General features: G+C 70.1%; 16 protein-coding genes. 10 read left to right on the forward strand and 6 right to left on the reverse strand.

The window, feature by feature from the left end:
* Window positions 1-123: nitroreductase/quinone reductase family protein (locus tag V6M46_RS09645; protein ID WP_332664273.1), on the forward strand; the 123-nt coding region annotated here is incomplete at its 5' end.
* Here V6M46_RS09645 and V6M46_RS09650 read toward each other — a convergent pair.
* Window positions 120-698 carry a hypothetical protein gene (locus tag V6M46_RS09650; RefSeq protein ID WP_332664235.1) on the reverse strand — a complete coding sequence of 193 codons (579 nt, stop codon included), beginning with the start codon at window positions 696-698 and terminating at the stop codon, window positions 120-122. The genes V6M46_RS09645 and V6M46_RS09650 overlap by 4 nt on opposite strands.
* Before the next feature lie 62 nt (window positions 699-760).
* On the opposite strand from V6M46_RS09650, the gene V6M46_RS09655 reads away from it, so the two are divergent.
* Window positions 761-1,516, forward strand: coding sequence for an endonuclease/exonuclease/phosphatase family protein (locus V6M46_RS09655; protein ID WP_332664237.1), 756 nt, complete (start codon window positions 761-763; stop codon window positions 1,514-1,516).
* A gap of 15 nt (window positions 1,517-1,531) precedes the next feature.
* Here the strand turns inward: V6M46_RS09655 and V6M46_RS09660 are convergent, their stop codons facing one another.
* Window positions 1,532-2,476 carry a GlxA family transcriptional regulator gene (locus V6M46_RS09660; protein WP_332664241.1) on the reverse strand — a complete coding sequence of 315 codons (945 nt, stop codon included), beginning with the start codon at window positions 2,474-2,476 and terminating at the stop codon, window positions 1,532-1,534.
* Window positions 2,477-2,548: 72 nt separating this feature from the next.
* Here V6M46_RS09660 and V6M46_RS09665 point away from each other — a divergent pair, with 72 nt between their 5' ends.
* Window positions 2,549-3,601, forward strand: a complete 1,053-nt coding sequence (locus tag V6M46_RS09665) for a saccharopine dehydrogenase family protein (protein ID WP_332664243.1) — start codon at window positions 2,549-2,551, stop codon at window positions 3,599-3,601.
* Between the two features lie 19 nt (window positions 3,602-3,620).
* On the opposite strand, the gene V6M46_RS09670 is transcribed toward V6M46_RS09665, so the two are convergent.
* Both V6M46_RS09670 and V6M46_RS09675 read right to left on the reverse strand, forming a co-directional pair.
* A complete protein-coding gene (locus V6M46_RS09670; RefSeq protein WP_332664246.1) occupies window positions 3,621-3,962 on the reverse strand; it encodes a DUF1801 domain-containing protein in 342 nt (113 codons plus the stop codon).
* 61 nt (window positions 3,963-4,023) lie between these two features.
* Window positions 4,024-5,133 carry a glycoside hydrolase family 15 protein gene (locus tag V6M46_RS09675; protein WP_332664248.1) on the reverse strand — a complete coding sequence of 370 codons (1,110 nt, stop codon included), beginning with the start codon at window positions 5,131-5,133 and terminating at the stop codon, window positions 4,024-4,026.
* An 86-nt stretch (window positions 5,134-5,219) separates the two neighbouring features.
* Between V6M46_RS09675 and V6M46_RS09680 the strand changes: the two genes are divergently transcribed.
* From V6M46_RS09680 to V6M46_RS09705, 6 genes are all read left to right on the forward strand, one after another.
* On the forward strand, window positions 5,220-6,203 hold the full coding sequence (locus V6M46_RS09680; protein WP_332664251.1) for a LacI family DNA-binding transcriptional regulator: 984 nt from the start codon (window positions 5,220-5,222) through the stop codon (window positions 6,201-6,203).
* The gene (locus V6M46_RS09685; protein WP_332664253.1) at window positions 6,200-7,477 is read left to right on the forward strand and encodes a sugar ABC transporter substrate-binding protein; all 1,278 of its coding nucleotides are present in this window, start codon (window positions 6,200-6,202) and stop codon (window positions 7,475-7,477) included. The genes V6M46_RS09680 and V6M46_RS09685 overlap by 4 nt, the downstream gene beginning before the upstream one ends.
* Window positions 7,478-7,533: 56 nt before the next feature.
* Entirely contained in the window at window positions 7,534-8,406 is an 873-nt protein-coding gene (locus V6M46_RS09690) for a carbohydrate ABC transporter permease (RefSeq protein WP_332664255.1), read from the forward strand.
* 1 nt (window position 8,407) lies between these two features.
* Window positions 8,408-9,301 carry a carbohydrate ABC transporter permease gene (locus V6M46_RS09695; protein WP_332664257.1) on the forward strand — a complete coding sequence of 298 codons (894 nt, stop codon included), beginning with the start codon at window positions 8,408-8,410 and terminating at the stop codon, window positions 9,299-9,301.
* Window positions 9,302-9,434: 133 nt separating this feature from the next.
* Window positions 9,435-10,895 carry a glucoamylase family protein gene (locus V6M46_RS09700; protein WP_332664260.1) on the forward strand — a complete coding sequence of 487 codons (1,461 nt, stop codon included), beginning with the start codon at window positions 9,435-9,437 and terminating at the stop codon, window positions 10,893-10,895.
* Window positions 10,892-12,739, forward strand: coding sequence for a GH39 family glycosyl hydrolase (locus tag V6M46_RS09705; RefSeq protein ID WP_332664263.1), 1,848 nt, complete (start codon window positions 10,892-10,894; stop codon window positions 12,737-12,739). The genes V6M46_RS09700 and V6M46_RS09705 overlap by 4 nt, the downstream gene beginning before the upstream one ends.
* 75 nt (window positions 12,740-12,814) lie before the next feature.
* Here the strand turns inward: V6M46_RS09705 and V6M46_RS09710 are convergent, their stop codons facing one another.
* A complete protein-coding gene (locus V6M46_RS09710) occupies window positions 12,815-13,117 on the reverse strand; it encodes a hypothetical protein (protein ID WP_332664266.1) in 303 nt (100 codons plus the stop codon).
* A 174-nt stretch (window positions 13,118-13,291) separates the two neighbouring features.
* On the opposite strand from V6M46_RS09710, the gene V6M46_RS09715 reads away from it, so the two are divergent.
* Window positions 13,292-16,456 carry a BREX system ATP-binding domain-containing protein gene (locus tag V6M46_RS09715; RefSeq protein WP_332664268.1) on the forward strand — a complete coding sequence of 1,055 codons (3,165 nt, stop codon included), beginning with the start codon at window positions 13,292-13,294 and terminating at the stop codon, window positions 16,454-16,456.
* A 63-nt stretch (window positions 16,457-16,519) separates the two neighbouring features.
* Here V6M46_RS09715 and V6M46_RS09720 read toward each other — a convergent pair.
* Window positions 16,520-16,894, reverse strand: a 375-nt coding sequence (locus V6M46_RS09720; RefSeq protein ID WP_332664271.1) for a nitric oxide synthase oxygenase, incomplete at its 5' end; no start/stop codon positions are given.

The following is a 16,894-nucleotide window of genomic DNA, read 5'->3' on the forward strand; positions in this document are numbered from 1 at the left end:
GTCGCCCGCGAGGACGAGCGGGCGGAGCTGTGGCCCCGGCTCGTCGAGCTGTACGCGGACTTCGCGAAGTACGCGGCGTGGGCCGACCGCAAGATCCCGGTCGTCATCCTCGAGCCGCGCTAGGAGCCCGATCTGCCAGACGGCTCGATGACGCCCAGGCGCTCGAGCAGGAACAGGAACGCGACGGCGTACGGGTTGGCGGCCGTGACATCGCGGACCTCGTCCCAGTCGACCTGTTCGCGCACCGCTCGGGCCACCGGCAGCTGCCGGCCGAAGTCGCAGGCATGTTCCTCCAGCGCATTGAGCCGGTGCCCCATCAGCACGGTCGCCGAGAGCACCGGCATCATCACCGACTCGACCTCGATCTGCTCGACCTCCGCCAGGACCTCCCGCGTCACGGGGACACCGTTGGCCTGGAACAGCACGTCGACCATGGAATCCTCGACGTACACCTTGAACAGCCAGTCCTCCGGGGGATGCACGACCTTCAGGTCACGCCGCTCCAGGAGCTCGTACGCCCTGGCGGCGTCATCCTCGGCCACGACGAAGTCGACGTCGTGGTCGGGTTCTGGTCCGCCACGTGCCCAGAGCGCGTAGCCGCCGGTCAGCGCGAAGGGGATGTCGCTCTCCTTGAGCGCCACGGCGACGGTCTTCAGCGCCTCTCGCAGGCCCTGGCCTGAGTCGTTGTCCTGGGTCACATTCGACGGTGTACCCCGTCCTGGGACGTGTCATGTCCCCCTCAGCGGGTAACGGATGGGCGATGAGAGTCGCGACCTTCAACATCCTCAACGGACGTACGGCGTCGGACGACCAGGTCGACCCCGGCGTCCTGCAGGAGGCGGTGGCGTCGCTCGACGCTGACGTGCTGGCGTTGCAGGAGGTCGACCGCAACCAGCCGCGATCGGGACACGCCGACCTCACCGCAGCGGCGGCGGACGCCATGGGCGCCGTCGACCATCGATTCGTCGCGGCGCTGAGCGGAAGCCCCGGCGCCACCTGGATCGCCGCGACCGGCCGCGAACAGCCGGATGCCGCGGCGTACGGCATCGCGCTCCTCAGCCGCTACCCCGTCAGCGCGTGGGAAGTCATCCGGCTGCCCACGTTGCACACCCGAGTGCCGATGTGGTTCGACAACCCCATGCCCACGCTGGTGCGGGACGAGCCCCGGGTCGCCATGGCCGCGGTCGTCGAGACACCCGACGGCCTGCTGACGGTCGCGAACACGCATCTGTCGTTCGTGCCGTGGTGGGGTGGGCGCCAGCTGCGCGCGCTCGTCACGTCGTTGAACGGCGTCGCGCGCCCGTTGGTCCTGATGGGCGACCTCAACATGGGGCCCGGCCGCGCCGCGGGGATCACCGGGATGCGCAGCCTGGTCGATGCGCCGACGTTCCCGGCCGACGCCCCCCGCGAGCAGCTCGACCTCGTGCTGGCCGACGGCAGCTGGCAGTCGGTGAAGGGCGAGGCGCGTCAGCTGCCGCTGTCGGACCACCGGGCACTCGTCGTCGACCTGGAGTGATGCCCGGGTCGGGCTTCAGCCGAGCCGGAACGTGGCTCGGTACGCGGTCGGCGTGACGCCGACCGTCCGGTGGAAGTGACGGCGCAGTGTGGTGGCGGTGCCCATGCCGCAGCTGGCGGCGATCTGCTCGACGGACGCGTCGGTGCGTTCGAGGAGCTCCTGGGCGCGGACGACGCGCTGCTGATGCAGCCAGTCCAGCGGCCCGGCCTGGAGCTCGGCATGCATGCGGCGGGCGAGCTGCCGGGTGCTGAGGTTGGCGTGCCCGGCCATCTCACGCACCGTCAGCGGCTGGTCGAGTCGCGTGCGGGCCCACTCGAGCGTCGGCGCGAGCCCGTCGGCGCTGCGCGGCTCAGTCGGCGGTCTGACGACCTGCGCCTGCTCCCCACCACGGTGGGCCGGCACCACGAGTCGTCGAGCGATCCCGTTGGCCGCCGACGCGCCAAGATCACGGTGGACCAGGTGGATGCAGAGGTCGAGGGCCGCCGTCTTGCCCGCCGACGTGAGGACGTCACCCTCATCGGTGTAGATCACGTCAGCCCGTACATCGACCTGCGGGTAGCGACGGGCCAGGTCGGCCACGTGCATCCAGTGCGTGGTCGCCGCACGGCCGTCGAGGATCCCGGCCGCGGCCAGCACGTACGAGCCGGTGCACAGGGATGCGATCCGCACCCCACGCCCGTGTGCGACGCGCAACACCTCGATGAGCTCGGCGTCCGGCTGCCCGTCGAGGTCCTCGGTCGACGGCACGATGACCGAGTCTGCGTCAGCGATGGCGGCGTACGACGTGGTCGGCGCGTCCGGGAGCCAGGGGTGTGGGAGCCCGTCGGCCGTGCAGACCATGAAGTCGTACCACTCGCCGTTGGGAGACAGGTCCGAGCGGTCGACGCCGAAGATCTCCGAGGCGATCGCCGCCTCGTAGAGCATCGCGGAGCTGTGCATGACGAGGGCGACCCGGAACATGTCCGAAACTGTACGCATGAGGTCGTTTCGGACACTCGTCCCCGCTCGGCGCGGCGCCCGAGAATTGTCCACATGAACGCACACCGCCCAGTCCTGGTCTTCGGCGCCACCGGTCACACCGGACGCTTCATCATCGACGAGCTGCTGCGACGCGGCCTCGAGCCGGTTCTCGCCGGGCGCAGCGCCGAGCGCCTCGCCGCCGTTGCGGCAGAGCACCCCGCACTCGAGCGTCGCGTCATCGCCCTCGACGATCCCGACCTGCTGCGGGAGGGGCTCGCCGGGGTCGGGGTGGTCATCAACTGCGCGGGGCCGTTCCTCGACACGGCGCTCCCACTCGCGCGTGCCGCCGTCGAGGCGGGCGCGCACTACCTCGACGTCACCGCCGAGCAGCCGGCCGTACAGGCCGTCTACCGCGAGCTCGATGCCCCGGCCCGGGCGGCGGGGGTTGCCGTCGTACCCGCGATGGCCTTCTACGGCGGGCTCGCCGACCTGCTCGTCACCTCCGCGCTCGACGGGGACTCCGGGGCCGACGAGGTCGAGGTCGCGATCGGACTCGACCGCTGGTGGCCGACCGCCGGCACCCGCGTCACCGGCGACCGCAACACCGCCACCCGGCTGGTGATCCGCGACGGCGCACTGGCTCCGCTCGCCGATCCACCAGCGACCGCGAGCTGGTCCTACCCCGCTCCCCTGGGTGACCAGCCGGTCGTCGAGCTGCCGTTCTCCGAGGTCATCACGATCTACCGCCACCTCGACGTCGGCGAGCTCCGCTCCTTCCTCAACACCGCCTCGCTCGAGGACCTCCGCAGCTCGGCGACTCCGCCTCCATCGGCCGCCGACGAGCACGGACGCTCGGCCCAGCAGTTCGTCGTGGACGTGCGTGTACGGCGTGGCGCCGACACCCGCCGCATCAGCGCGGCCGGCCAGGACATCTATGCCGTCAGCGCGCCGATCATCGTCGAAGGCGCGGTCCGACTACTCGACGGCCGGCACAGCGGCTCCGGCGCCGTGGCACCTGGAGAGGCGTTCGACGCCGCTGACGTGCTTGCGACGTTGCAGCGGGACGTCGAGGGCTTCACGGTCCGACGCGACCGGAGCTCTACCAGCGTCGGACGTGGTGCCTAGCCGACCACAGTGATGAGACTCAGCCCTGGTTGGCGGCGATGGCGGCGCGGACGAGCTCGACGAACGCATCGTCGTCCAGCACGTCACCCTCATGGATGTCGATCGCCCGACGGGTCCCGGCGTCGAGGCTCGCGTTGAACACGCCGTGCGGGTCCTCGAGCGATGCGCCCTTGGCGAATGTCACCTTGACCTTGTCCCGGTAGGTCTCGACCGTGCACACCAGGCCTGAGCGGGAGAAGGTCGGCACCCCGTCAGGGTTCGACGCCTTGCGCCACTTGACCTCCTCGACCACGTCGGGAGCCGCCTCGACGATGAGGCTCCGTATCGTGTCGACGATGGCGCCGCGCCAGTCGCCTTCCATGACGCGACTGTACTCAGGACTCGCAGGCACGACAAAGGCCGCTGACCGGCATTTCCGCTGGTCAGTGCGTCGACATGGACGCCAGGAACGCGCCGTGTGACCAGAGCAGCGGGTGAGCCGAAGGCCCCCAGCGGTCGAGCCACTCGTCGAGGACGTCGGGCGCCAGGAGCGGTGAGACCTGCTCGGGCAGCAGCAGGTCGGAATCGGCGGTGGAGATGACCCAGTCGAGCAGTTCAGCCGCCCGGTCCGGGTTGCCGGTGCGGGTGTGGTGCCGAGCCAGCAAGACGGCGAGAATCGGCCACTGGCCGCCGCCGTAGAACGTGTCCGTCGCATAGCGGTGCACACCACCGTCCACGAGGGTCAGCTCGATCGCGGCCACGGTCGCGGTGACCAGCGGGTCGTCGAGAGGCAGTACGTCGTACAGTGCGGCAACCGCCAGCAGCGACGCGTCGACGTCGGTGCCGCCCAGCCACTTGACGAGATGGCCGTCGTGGACGCCCTCGGTTCGGATCAGCGAGACGCAGCGCTCGGCCAACGCCAGCGCCTGCGCGACCAGCACGTCGGGCAGCGTGCCCATGCGCATCGCCGCGTGGATCCCCGCGGCCACACCGGCGAGCGTGGCCACATGGGTCTGGTCGCGGTTCTCCTCCCACCAGTCCCGGCAGGTGTCGGTCCCGGTGGCCACCAGGTAGCGCACGGCGGTCTCGATGCCTGCGGCGTACGTCGTGGGGTCGCCGATGGAGACTCGGGTGAGGTGCCGTTCCAGCGCCCACAGCCAGGTGCCGTAGCCGTCGACCTGGAAGTTCCACCAGTCGTCCTCGTGCCGGGTGCCGTCGAGGTCGTAGCGCGCCGGGAGGTAGTCGGAGTCGGCCGGCTGCCGCCCTTCCTCGAGCATCGCGACCACCCGCTCGACGGCCGGGCGTTCGCGCTCCAGGACCCTCGCGCACCACCCGTGAAAACGGTCCGCCTCCTCGTACAAGCCGGCTGCCGAGGCGCCGTCGGCGATGAAGGATCCGTCGCGGAACCAGCAGTACTGATACGGCGCGAAGCCGGGCGAAGCGGGCCACGCGCCACCCTGATCCTGGTGACTGCGAAGGAGCTCCGCGGAGCGTTCGGCCAGGGGCCGCCAGCGGTCGGGAAGGGCGTCGAGGGGGTTGACAGATGCATCCATCTCCGGAACGTTAGCGGATGTAACCGGTTTCTGTAACCGGTTACAAACTGGAATGGGGGGACTGGATGACACCTACGATTCGCGACGTGGCCAAGCAGGCCGGCGTCTCCATCGCCACCGTCTCCCGGGTGATGCGAGAGTCCGCAGACGTCCGCGAAGCCACCCGCCTCCGGGTGCTGGCCGCCGCCGCCGAGCTGGAGTACACCCCCAGCCAGCTCGGCCGACAGCTCGCCGAACGGCGCCACGCCGCGAACGGCATCGTGTTCCCCGACCTGTCCGGCCCCTACTATGCCGAGGTCGTCCTGGGCTACGAAGCCGTGGCCGCCGAGCTGCGTCGCTCGGTGCTGATCCTGTCCACCCACGGCCGCAGCGATGCCGAGGCCGCCGTGCGCGAGATGGCCGGCCGGTGCGACGGGCTGGTCATCCTCGGCCGCACCGTCAGCGACAGCGTCGTCCAGCACCTCGCCGCCCGCGGCACCAAGCTCGTGCTCGTCGCTCGGCCCCCCATCGGGTCCGTCGACTCGGTGAATGCCGAGAACTACGCGAGCGCCCGCACCCTCGCAGAGCACCTGCTGTCCGAGGGGGTCCGCAACCTTCGCTTCGTCGGTGACCCGGTCAACTCTCCCGATGTGGCCGAGCGGTGGGCCGGGGTCCAGGCTGCCTTCGGCCGGTCCGGTTCCGGCTGCACCACCGAGCTGGTGACCGTCGACGAGCTCGACGAGGAGTCAGGCGCGGCCGTCGCCGCCGCTGCGCTCGCGGCCGACGACCTGCCCGACGCGTTCGTCTGCGCCAACGACGAGCTCGCGCTCGGGCTGCTCGGCCTGCTCAGGGCCTCCGGCGTCGATGTCCCCGGCACCGTCATGGTGACCGGCTGGGACGACGTGATGGCCGCCCGCTACGCCGGCCTGACCACGGTCCGCCAGCCGATGCGTGAGCTCGGCGCCACCGCGGCCCGACTACTCGACGAGCTGATCGTCGACCAACGCACCGAACCACGCCACGAGCTGCTCCAGACCGAGCTCGTGCTCAGAAGCAGCACCAGCTCCACCTCACCTAAGGAATCCACATGAAACGCACGATCACCACCCTCGCCGTTGTCGCCATGACGAGTCTCGTCCTCACGTCCTGTGGACGCGACAACGACGGCGGTGGTGGAGACGCACAGAGCAAGGCGGTCTCCGACGGCCCCGCCACCGGGACCATCGAGGTCTGGGCGATGGGCACCGAGGGAGAGAAGCTCCAGGCGTTCTCGGCCGACTTCGAGAAGGCCAACCCGGACGCCAAGGTCAAGGTGACCGCGATCCCGTGGGACGGCGCGCACAACAAGATCGCCAACGCGATCGCCAGCGGCAAGACCCCGGACGTGAGCCTGATCGGCACCACGTGGATGGGCGAGTTCGCCGAGGCCGGCGGCCTGATGCCGACCCCCGAAGGCCTCGTCGACAAGGCCGACTTCTTCCCGGGCGCGTGGGGTTCGACCGAGGTCGGCGGCACGTCGTACGGCGTCCCCTGGTACGTCGAGACGAGGGCCCTCTACTACCGCAAGGACATGGCGAAGAAGGCCGGCTGGAGCAAGGCTCCGCAGACCTGGGAGGAGCTGCACCAGTTCGCCACCGACATGAAGGAGAAGGGCGGCGCCGAGTACGGCCTGAACCTCCAGCCCGGCCAGACCGGCTCCTGGCAGTCGATGCTCCCGTTCGCCTGGTCCAACGGCGCCGAGGTCACCAACCAGGACGGCACTGAGTACACGCTCGACACCCCCGAGATGGCCGAGGCGCTGGACTACTACTCGTCCTACTTCGACGAGGGCCTTTCCTCGACCCGCACCCTCGACCCGGGCGAGCTCGAGAGCGGCTTCGCCGACGGCACCTACGCCTCGTTCATCTCCGGCCCCTGGCACACCGGGCTCGTCGAGGAAGCCGGCGTGACGCAGGACCAGTACGCCATCGCGCCGCTGCCCGGCAAGGACGCGATGCCCGGCACCTCGTTCGTCGGTGGTGGTGACTTGGCGGTCTTCAAGGACGCCGACAACACAGATGCCGCCTGGAAGTACGTCCGGTGGCTCAGCGAGCCCGAGACCCAGCAGGGCTTCTACGACGTGGTCGGTGACCTGCCGGCGGTCCAGGCGGCCTGGGACACCGGCAAGCTCTCCACCGACCCGCAGCTGCAGGTCTTCGGCACCCAGCTCGAGAACACTCTGGCCCCGCCGGCCGTCCCGACGTGGGAGCAGGTCGCCGCGATGATCGACTCGCTCGTCGAGCAGGTCTCCAAGGGCGTCACCTCGCCCGAGGAAGCCACCAAGGAGATGCAGTCCAAGGCGAAGTCCATCGGCACCGGTCTCTGACGATGGGCACCACGGCTTCCGCCACCCGCGGGACACCTTCGAGACACGTGAGCCCCATGCGGCGGCAGCAGGCTGTCGCCGCGTGGATCCTCGCGCTGCCGTTCGTCGCGCTGTTCCTGCTCTTCACCGCGGGACCCGTGCTGGCCAGCCTGGGCATGAGCTTCACCGACATGCGCAGCACCGACGTCCGGGGCCCGTTGGGCGTCGAATTCGTCGGCCTGCAGAACTACGCCGACCTGATCGGTGACCCGCTGTTCCGCAAGGTCACCGTCAACACTCTGCTCTACCTTCTGCTCGGGGTGCCGCTGACCATGGCGGTCGCGCTCGCGGTCGCGGTCGCGCTCAACCGGATCACCCGGTTGCGCGGCTTCTTCCGGGTCGGCTACTACCTGCCGGTCGTGACCAGCATCGTGGCGGTCTCCGTCGTCTGGAAGTTTCTGCTGCGCGACCGCGGCGGCCTGCTCAACGTGATGCTCGACTGGGTCGGCATCAACGGCCCGGGCTACCTCGACTCCACGACCTGGGCCCTGCCGTCGCTCGTGGCGATGTCGGTGTGGCGCAACTTCGGGACCCTGATGGTGGTGTTCCTGGCCGGCCTGCAGACGGTGCCGCGCGAGATCATCGAGGCCGCGGAGGCCGACGGTGCATCGGCGTGGGGCCGCTTCCGCTACATCACCCTGCCGATGCTGCGACCGACGCTGCTGTTCGGCGCGGTGATCACCAGCATCGGCTACCTCCAGTTCTTCGAGGAGGCATTCGTGATGACCAAGGGTGGTCCGCTCGACTCCACCAAGTCGGTCACGTTCTTCGCCTACGAGCAGTTCGGCTACGGCAACTACGCCTACGCCTCGGCGGCCGCCTACCTGCTGTTCCTGGCGATCGTGGTGCTGACGTTCGTGCAGTTCCGCTGGCTGCGAGACAAGGACTGACATGACCCAGACCGTCGAAGCCCCCGCCTCGCTGTCAGACGAGCCGGTCCGCCGTAAACCGCCCAAGCGCGCCGGGCGCAGCCTGAGTACGCCCCGATGGTTGTACGGCGTGATGGCCGTCGGCCTGATCGTGGTCGTCATCCCGTTCATCTGGATGGTCGTCTCGTCCTTCAAGCCCGAGGGCGAGGTGCGCGCCGTGCCCCCGACCTGGTGGCCGGAGAACGTGACCACCGAGAACTACCGCCACCTCTTCACCCAGCTCGACTTCCCGCGCTACTTCCTCAACTCGGCGATCGTCGCGGTCGCCGTCGCGGCCGGGAACATGGTCTTCTGCTCGATGCTCGGCTACGCCCTGGCGAAGCTGGACTTCCCGGGCAAGAAGGTGATCTTCGCGCTGGTGCTCGGCACCCTGATGGTGCCGGGCGTGGTGACGTTCGTGCCGCTGTTCGTGCTCACCACCAACATCGGCCTCACGAACACACTCCCCGGGATGATCCTGCCGTTCCTGGCCGGACCGTTCGGGGTCTTCCTGATGCGCCAGTTCGTGCTCAGCCTGCCCGACGAGCTGATCCAGGCGGCCCGCGTCGACGGTGCGGGTGAGCTGCGGATCTTCTTCTCGATCATCCTGCCGCTCTGCGGGCCCGCGGTGGCGACCCTCGGCGTGCTCACGTTCCTCACGTCCTGGAACAACTTCCTGTGGCCGCTCGTCGTGGCCACCTCGGAGGACAAGTACACGTTGCCGGTGGCGCTCGCGCTCTACGCCGTCGGCCAGAACGCCACGAAGTACGGCCTGCTGCTCGCCGGTTCGGTCGTCGTCGTGATCCCCGTCCTCGCCGTCTTCCTGGTGCTGCAGCGCCGGATCATGCAGGGCATCGCCATGACCGGCATCAAGTAAGCCAATCCCGCTCGGAGGAGCTCATATGTCTGTGTTTCGAACTCTGTCTGTACGTCGACTCCTGGTGGCGGCAGTTGCTGTCGCCTGCACGCTCACGGCGGTGTCTGCCTCGGCCACCCCGGCGGACGTCGACGTGGCTACGCCCCCCTCGTCCACTTCGGTGCTGACGAAGTACTCCGTCGACACCTGGAAGTCGTTCACCGCGCTGGTGGTGCCGGCCACCGGACTGCCCGCCGACAACATCGGGGCGGACCTCGCGCCCGCCAGCCGCAGCGCCGCGACGTCTCCGACCAACATCGGCGCCTACCTCTGGAGCACCGTGGCCGCCCGGGACCTCGGACTCATCTCCGGGCACGAGGCCAGGAGCCGAATGGCCAAGACGCTCGACTCGGTCGCGAGCCTCGAGCGCCACGACTCGAGCGGGATGTTCTACAACTGGTACGACCCGACCACGGGCGAGAAGCTGCTGACCTTCCCCGACTCCGGTGACCCGATCAAGCCGTTCCTGTCCTCGGTCGACAACGGCTGGCTGGCGGCCGGGCTGCTGCTGGTCTCGCGGGCCGAGCCCGCCCTGGCCACCAAGGCCGACGCGATCCGCACGAAGATGGACTTCGGCTGCTACTACAACGCGGCCGAGAACGCCCCGGCCGGCCAGATCCGCGGTGGCTTCTGGGCCGAGGATCCCCACGAGTCGGCGGCAGTGAAGGGCAGCTACTGCGGCGGCCCCGACGTCTGGTTCACCGGACACCACTACGGCGCGTTCAACACCGAGCCGCGGATCGCCTCCTACCTCGGCATCGCGGCGGGCCAGATCCCGGCCAAGCACTACTTCGGCACCTACCGGACCTTCCCCAACGACACCTGTGACTGGTCCTGGACCGAGACGAAGCCGGTCGGCTCGTGGCAGACCTATCAAGGCGTACGCGTCTTCGAGGGTGCGCTGCCCTACCGCGGCATGGACATCGTGCCGACGTGGGGCGGGAGCATGTTCGAGGCACTGATGGTGCCACTGTTCGTGCCCGAGGAGACCTGGGGCCCGCGGTCGTGGGGCCGCAACCACCCGCTCTACGTCGAGGGGCAGATCCAGCACGGGATGGACGAGGCGAGCTACGGCTACTGGGGATTCTCGCCGTCCAACAACCCGGCCGGCGGCTATCGCGAGTACGGCGTGGACCAGCTCGGCATGGACGGTTCGGGCTACACGAGCGACCAGGAGCGGACCACCGTCGACCAGCCCTACGAGGGCTGCCGCGAGGGATCGCCCGCGCCCACGTCGTACGGCGACGGGGTGGTCACCCCGCACGCGTCCTTCCTCGCGCTGCGCTATGCGCCGGACGCGGCACTGGCCAACCTGAGCAAGCTGCGTGCCAACTTCGACGCGTACGGGCCGGGCGGCTTCTACGACGCCGTCGCGGTGCGAAGCGGGCAGGTCTCGAAGCGCTACCTCGCGCTGGACCAGGGGATGATCATGGCCGCGCTCGGCAACGCGCTCGCAGATGACGACATGCGCAAGTACGTCTCGCGTGGCGCCATGGAGCACAAGCTCCGGCCATTGATGCAGGAAGAAGTCTTCGCGACGAAGGGAACCTCTTGAGCACCGAGGCACGGGCTGACTGGGAGAGCCGGATCGGCCTGCGCAGCGGCCACGCTTTTGGCGGCACCTCACCACGGCTTCCGCCGCCCGGCGGCCTCGTCGCCGTGGCCGGCGGGGCGCAGGTGACGCTGGACTGGTCGCCGGTGGAAGGTGCGATCGGGTATCAGGTGCACGTCGCCGAATCCAGCGACGGACCCTGGGAGCCACTCGACCACCACGGCCGCGACGTCACCTCGGTGCCGCACCCGCCGTACGTCGACACGACCGGGACACCCGGGGTCGAGCGGTGGTACGCCGTGTCCTCGCTGTCCGACGTACACGTCGACGGACCGCCGTCGTCGATGGTGTCGGCGACGCCGCTCGCGGAGGCGACCGGCCCCGTCACCGTCGCAGTCGACGTCTCGACAGTGGTCGGCGAGCTGGCCCGTCCGTGGCGGCCGATGATCGGCAGCGAGCACCTCTCCCACGCGATCTCGACCGACACCACCGGCGGGCGGGTGATCGGTGAGGAGCTCACCACCGCGCTGTCCGCGGCCCACCAGGAGCTGGGCGTCACGCATGTGCGCGCCCACGGGATCCTGTGCGACGACCTGGCGGTCTATCGCGAGGTGGACGGCGTGCCGGTGCACGACTTCACCGGCATCGACCGGGTGTACGACCACGTCCGGTCGATCGGGCTCTATCCCGTCGTGGAGATCTCGTTCATGCCCCACGACCTGGCCAGCGACCCGTCCAAGAAGGTCTTCGGCTACGACGCGATCATCTCGCCGCCCAAGGACTGGCAGCGCTGGTTCGACCTGGTCCGCGACCTCACCGCCCACCTCGTGGAGCGCTACGGCGACGAGGTCGTCGAGCAGTGGTCGTTCGAGGTGTGGAACGAGGCCAACCTCGAGGTGTTCTGGTCCGGGCAGCCCGAGGACTACCTCAAGCTCTACGACGTCACCGCAGCCGCCGTTCGTGAGGTCGACTCCCGGCTCGTGGTCGGCGGCCCGTCGTCCGCCGCGGCCGGCTGGGTCGAGGAGCTGCTGGCCCACGCCGAGCTGTCGGGCGCCCCGGTCGACTTCGTCTCGACCCACACGTACGGAGCCCCTCCGCTGGACTTCCGGCCGATGCTCGCGCGCCACGGCCGGGCCGGCACGCCGATCTGGTGGACCGAGTGGGGCGTCACGCCCACCCACTTCAACGAGGTCAGCGACGCCGTCTTCTCGGGAGCCTTCCTGCTCCGCGGCATGAAGTCGGCGATGGGCCGGATCGAATCACTCGCCTACTGGGTGGTCTCCGACCACTTTGAGGAGCTCGGCCGGCCGCCCGAGCTGCTGCACGGCGGCTTCGGCCTGCGTACTGTCGGCGAGCTGCGCAAGCCCCGCTGGTGGGCGCTCGCCATGATGGAGCGGCTCGGGACGCATCGCCTCGCCGTGTCGTGTTCCGGAGACGGCGGCGGATCGCTCGTCGAGACCGTCGCCGCCGCGACCGACGACGGTGAGGTCTCCGTGCTGCTGTGGAACCTCACCCTCGACCAGACCAAGGCCGCCGGGTCCTCCGCCCTCGGCCGCGACGTGGAGGTCGAGGTGCGCGGCCTCGCCGCCGGGTCGTCGTACACGCTGCGCCACGACCGAGTCGACGAGGACCACTCCAACGTCGCATCCACGTGGGGCCGTCTGCGCGATCCGGGCCAGGCCTGGCCGACCGATGAGCAGTGGGACGCCCTGCGCGCGGCAGACCAGCTGGCCCGGCTCGAGCCCGATCGGGTCGTGACCGCGAACGAGTCCGGTGTGGTGGAGGTCGACGTCGTGTTGCCGATGCCGTCGATCAGCCAGCTGACGCTGGTCCCTGTCGCAGAGTGACGGTCGGTGCCCACCGCGCCATCTCGCCTCTCCATCAGACCCGATGTCGCCGGCTCGTCACGGGCCCGCACGCCATCAGCGATGAAGCGCCTGGGCGTTCGCGGACCGGCGGTGGCCGTCCGCGTACGGGTCGACCTCACGGCGCTCGAGATCGGGCATGTCCCGGGCCGCTTCCGTCTGGTCCCGGCGCAGCCGCTCCAGGTTGATCACGACCAGCGCCACCTCAAGGGCGACGTTGGACCAGATGCCGAGGGCGGCGTTGAACGCGATGAGCACGGCGCTGGCGATCAGGCTGATCCGACGAAGGCGCGCAACGTTGGGCTGGGCGTAGGAGGCGATGACCAGGGCGGTGCCGAGCCAGCCGAGTGCGGTGATCATTCGTGGACGTCGAGGAGCTGGCGGCGCCGATCATGGCACACGACAACGGCGGCGAAGTACTCGTTCTGTGGAGTAGTCATGCCGGAACCGTCGCGCACCCGGCTGGAGCGATCCTTGAGTGATGCTGGAGCCAAACCCCGGGTGGATCGATCGGTTCGCTTGTAGGCTGCTCGCGTGGTGGTCGCTGACCCGCCTGCGAGGCGATACCAGCTCCTGGGCGACGTACGGGCTTTCGACGGTGATCTGGCCCTCTCCCTCGGCGCCTCGAAGCCGCGGTCGTTGCTTGCCATCCTGCTGCTGCGCGCCGGCTCGGTGGTGCCGACCGAGGTCGTGTGCGACCTGCTCTGGTCGGGCGAACCCCCGCGGAGCGCCGCCACGACGCTGCACGGCTACATATCCGGTCTTCGCCGCACTCTGGGGCCGGAGTCGATCAGGACCGAGTCCCCGGGCTACGTCGTCCACCTCGACGACCAGCAGCTCGACACCGCGACGTTCGCCGAGCTCGTCGCCGTGGGACGGGAGGCGGCCGAGGACGGTCGGTACGACCAGGCCGCCCAGGCATTCCGGACCGCGCTCGACCTCTGGCGCGGGCCTGCGCTCACCGGTGTCACCGACCAACCCTGGGCGGTCGCGGACGCGGCCCGCCTGGAGGAGGCCCGGCTGGCGGCCACCGAGGACTGGGCCGGGGTCGAGCTGCAGCTCGGCCGGCATGCCGAGATCGTGGAGGCACTGCAGGGCGCCGTGCGCGCGGCGCCGCTGCGCGAGAACCTGCGAGGCCGCCTCGCACTGTCGCTCTACCGCTCCGGCCGGCAGGCCGACGCGCTGCAGTGCCTCGCCGAGGGACGACAGCTCCTGGCCGATGACCTCGGCATCGACCCGGGTCCGGCTCTGGTCCAGCTGCAGGCGGCGATCCTGGCCCAGGACCCGGCGCTCGACCACAGCCAACGCCCCGAACCCAGTGCCACCGCGGCGGTCGACCCGACGATCACTCTCGCCGCAACGGGGTCGGTCTTCGTCGGCCGCGACCGTGAGCTCGCGGAGCTCAGGCGCGCGCTCGAACGAGCCGAGGCGGGGTCGGCCAACGTGGTCGTCGTCGCCGGCGAGCCGGGGATAGGCAAGACCGAGCTGGCCCGGGTCATCGCCGATGAAGCGGAGCGGCACGGCGGGGTCGTTGCCTGGGGACGCTGCCACGAGGGCGCCGGCGCCCCGGCGTACTGGCCGTGGGCCGAGCTCATGGACACGCTCGTACGCCGGTTGGGTCTCGCCGAGGTCGAGACCGCTGCCGGCGCGAGCCTCGGCGATCTCGCGGCACTCGGGGCACAGCTGCTGCAGCAGCAACCGGGACAGCTCGAGATCGATCCCGAGGCCGCGAGATTCCGGATCGCGCGAGCCGTCACAGGCTTGCTCCGCAACCTCGGCGACCGACAGCTGGTGCTGCTCGCCGTCGACGACCTGCAGTGGGCCGATCCGCCGTCACTGGAGCTGCTCGGATCCGTCGTCCGGTCGCTCGACGATGCTCGGGTGGTCATCGTCTGCACACTCCGCACCAGCGCGGCCCTGGTGCCGCCGGTCACCCGAGCCCTTGCCGAGCTGGCCCGGTCACAGTATCGGCGCCTGGAGCTCACCGGACTCGACGAGGAAGCCGTGGGCCAGCTGGTCTCCGGTGGGGTGGTCGCCCTGCCCTCTGACGAGGTGGCGGAGCTGCGGCGACGGACTGCCGGCAACCCGCTCTTCGTGACCCAGCTCGCGTCCTGGATGGGCGCCGTCTCCGACACCGGTGCCCGGGCCACGCTCCCGGCCGAGGTCGGCGACGTCGTCCGCGAACGCGTCGGCCGCCTGCCGGAGCTGGCGGCGAAGATCCTGTCCGACGCCTCGATCCTCGGCACGGAGCTGGACGTCGACGGGCTGACGGCGGTGACTGGGCTCGATGCGTCGGCGGTGCTCGACGGCCTGGCCCCGGCGCTCGCCGCGGGCCTGCTCGTCCGCGACGACCTGCCCGGACGTTGGCGCTTCGTGCACGGCGTCGTGGCGGAGACCTTGCGATCGACCCTGGGTTCGGACCGATCGGCGCGCCTGCACCTGAGCGCGGCGCAGGGGCTGAGCGACAACAATGGCGGCCGCCCCGGACCGCACCTGTCCGCGCTGGCCGCGCACCTGGTCGATGCGGCACCCCTCGCCGACCGGGCTGAGGTCGTGGCGGCCCTCGCCGCGGCGGCGAGCTGGAACGCCGAGCACCTGGCCTTCGAGCAGGCCTTCGGCCAGGTGGAGCGCGCCCTCGAGGTCGTGGGCCAGATGCCCGAGGGCGAGGCGCGGGACAGCGCCGAGCTGGACGTGCAGGGCCTACGCGTACAGCTGATCCTGACCACCGGCGGCTACGGCAGACCGGAGCTCGGCGAGACCTGCCGACGGATGCGGGTGCTGTGCGCACGCTTGGAGGCCGGCAACCAGATGGCGCCCGCCGTGCTGTGGCGGCTCACCGTCACGCACACCGCGCGATGCGAGCTGGATACTGCGCTGGCTGTCGCTGAGCAACTGGCCGGCTCGGCCGCCACCACGTCATCGCAGCTCTTCCACATGGCGATGGGCACCATCCTCACTCACCGGGGTGACATCAGCGTCGCCCGCGAGCACCTCGACATGGCGCTCGACGGACTCGACGCGACCCGAGAAGAGCTGGCTGGGGCGATAGTCGAGACAGCGGATGTGTGGGTCGCTGCCTTCTCGGCGTGGAACCGTTGGCTCACCGGTGACCACGAGGGCGCCGAGAGCGAGGTGCTCGCTGCCGTCGAGCTCGCCGCTGAGCAGGGCGAGGTCACCTACGCCCACACCTTCATGGTGTGGTTCTCCGGGCTCCTCGCGGTCCTCAGCCAGGAGGCCGAGAAGGCCCTGGAACGCTGCGACCGCGGCATCGACCTGGCGAGGCGCGGCGGGTTCGAGATGCTGGTGCCCTTCATGAGCGCCTCTCGGGGCTGGGCATTGAGTCGCACGGGTGACGTCGATGTGGCGATCGCCGAGATCGAGGCCGGGGCTGAGCTCGCCACCCAGACCGGCACCCGGATGCTTCAGCACGTCTTCCCGGCGTTCCTGGCGGACACCCACCTCTGGGCCGGTCGCCCGGACGAGGCGGTCCTGCACGCCCGGGCCGGCCTCGAGGCGGCTGACGTGACCGGCGAGCGCTGGTTCGAGCCCGAGCTGCACCGCCTGCTTGGTGTGGCGCTGGCGGAGAGCGACCGGCCGGCGGCAATATCCTCTCTGCACCGGGCCGTCGACCTGGCCGACAGCCAGGGCAACCGCGCACTCGGCGACCGGGCGCGGGAGTCGCTGGCTCAATTCACCTGACGGCTGCGGTCACAACGCCGACCGCGACGTCGTTGTCGAGGGTGCTCACACCCATGCAACCGTTCAGGCAAAGGCCGGCGGCCCGCCCTGGAGCGCCCGGTGTGCGGCCTCGTCGTCGGCGAAGAAGTTCGGCACCCGGTCCTCGGTGTCGTAGTAGCGGTGGAAGACCGGGGTTTGGGAACCGGACATCGGCGGCACGATCCAGCTCCAGTCGGCGGGGCAACCGCGACCTTCCCGCTCCTCCTTCTTCAGGTGCGTGAGGAACCTGCGGGACTCGGTGTGATGGTCGCTGATGGTCACGCCGTTCGCACGGAACGAGTGCAGCACCGCACGGTTGATCTCGACGAGGGCCCGGTCGCGCCACAGGGTCGCCTCGTCCGAGGTGTCCAGCCCCATCCGTTCCGCGACCGTCGGGACCAAGTCATAGCGGTCGCTGTC

The organism is Aeromicrobium sp. (assembly GCF_036676885.1).
In the GTDB taxonomy this organism is placed as follows: domain Bacteria; phylum Actinomycetota; class Actinomycetes; order Propionibacteriales; family Nocardioidaceae; genus Aeromicrobium.

Excerpts from the sequence above, each read along its gene's own strand:
- V6M46_RS09655 (WP_332664237.1), top strand. The coding sequence starts at position 761 with ATGAGAGTCGCGACCTTCAACATCCTCAACGGACGTACGGCGTCGGAC.
- V6M46_RS09660 (WP_332664241.1), bottom strand. The coding sequence starts at position 2,476 with ATGTTCCGGGTCGCCCTCGTCATGCACAGCTCCGCGATGCTCTACGAG.
- V6M46_RS09665 (WP_332664243.1), top strand. The coding sequence starts at position 2,549 with ATGAACGCACACCGCCCAGTCCTGGTCTTCGGCGCCACCGGTCACACC.
- V6M46_RS09670 (WP_332664246.1), bottom strand. The coding sequence starts at position 3,962 with ATGGAAGGCGACTGGCGCGGCGCCATCGTCGACACGATACGGAGCCTC.
- V6M46_RS09675 (WP_332664248.1), bottom strand. The coding sequence starts at position 5,133 with ATGGATGCATCTGTCAACCCCCTCGACGCCCTTCCCGACCGCTGGCGG.
- V6M46_RS09685 (WP_332664253.1), top strand. The coding sequence starts at position 6,200 with ATGAAACGCACGATCACCACCCTCGCCGTTGTCGCCATGACGAGTCTC.
- V6M46_RS09690 (WP_332664255.1), top strand. The coding sequence starts at position 7,534 with ATGCGGCGGCAGCAGGCTGTCGCCGCGTGGATCCTCGCGCTGCCGTTC.
- V6M46_RS09695 (WP_332664257.1), top strand. The coding sequence starts at position 8,408 with ATGACCCAGACCGTCGAAGCCCCCGCCTCGCTGTCAGACGAGCCGGTC.
- V6M46_RS09710 (WP_332664266.1), bottom strand. The coding sequence starts at position 13,117 with ATGATCACCGCACTCGGCTGGCTCGGCACCGCCCTGGTCATCGCCTCC.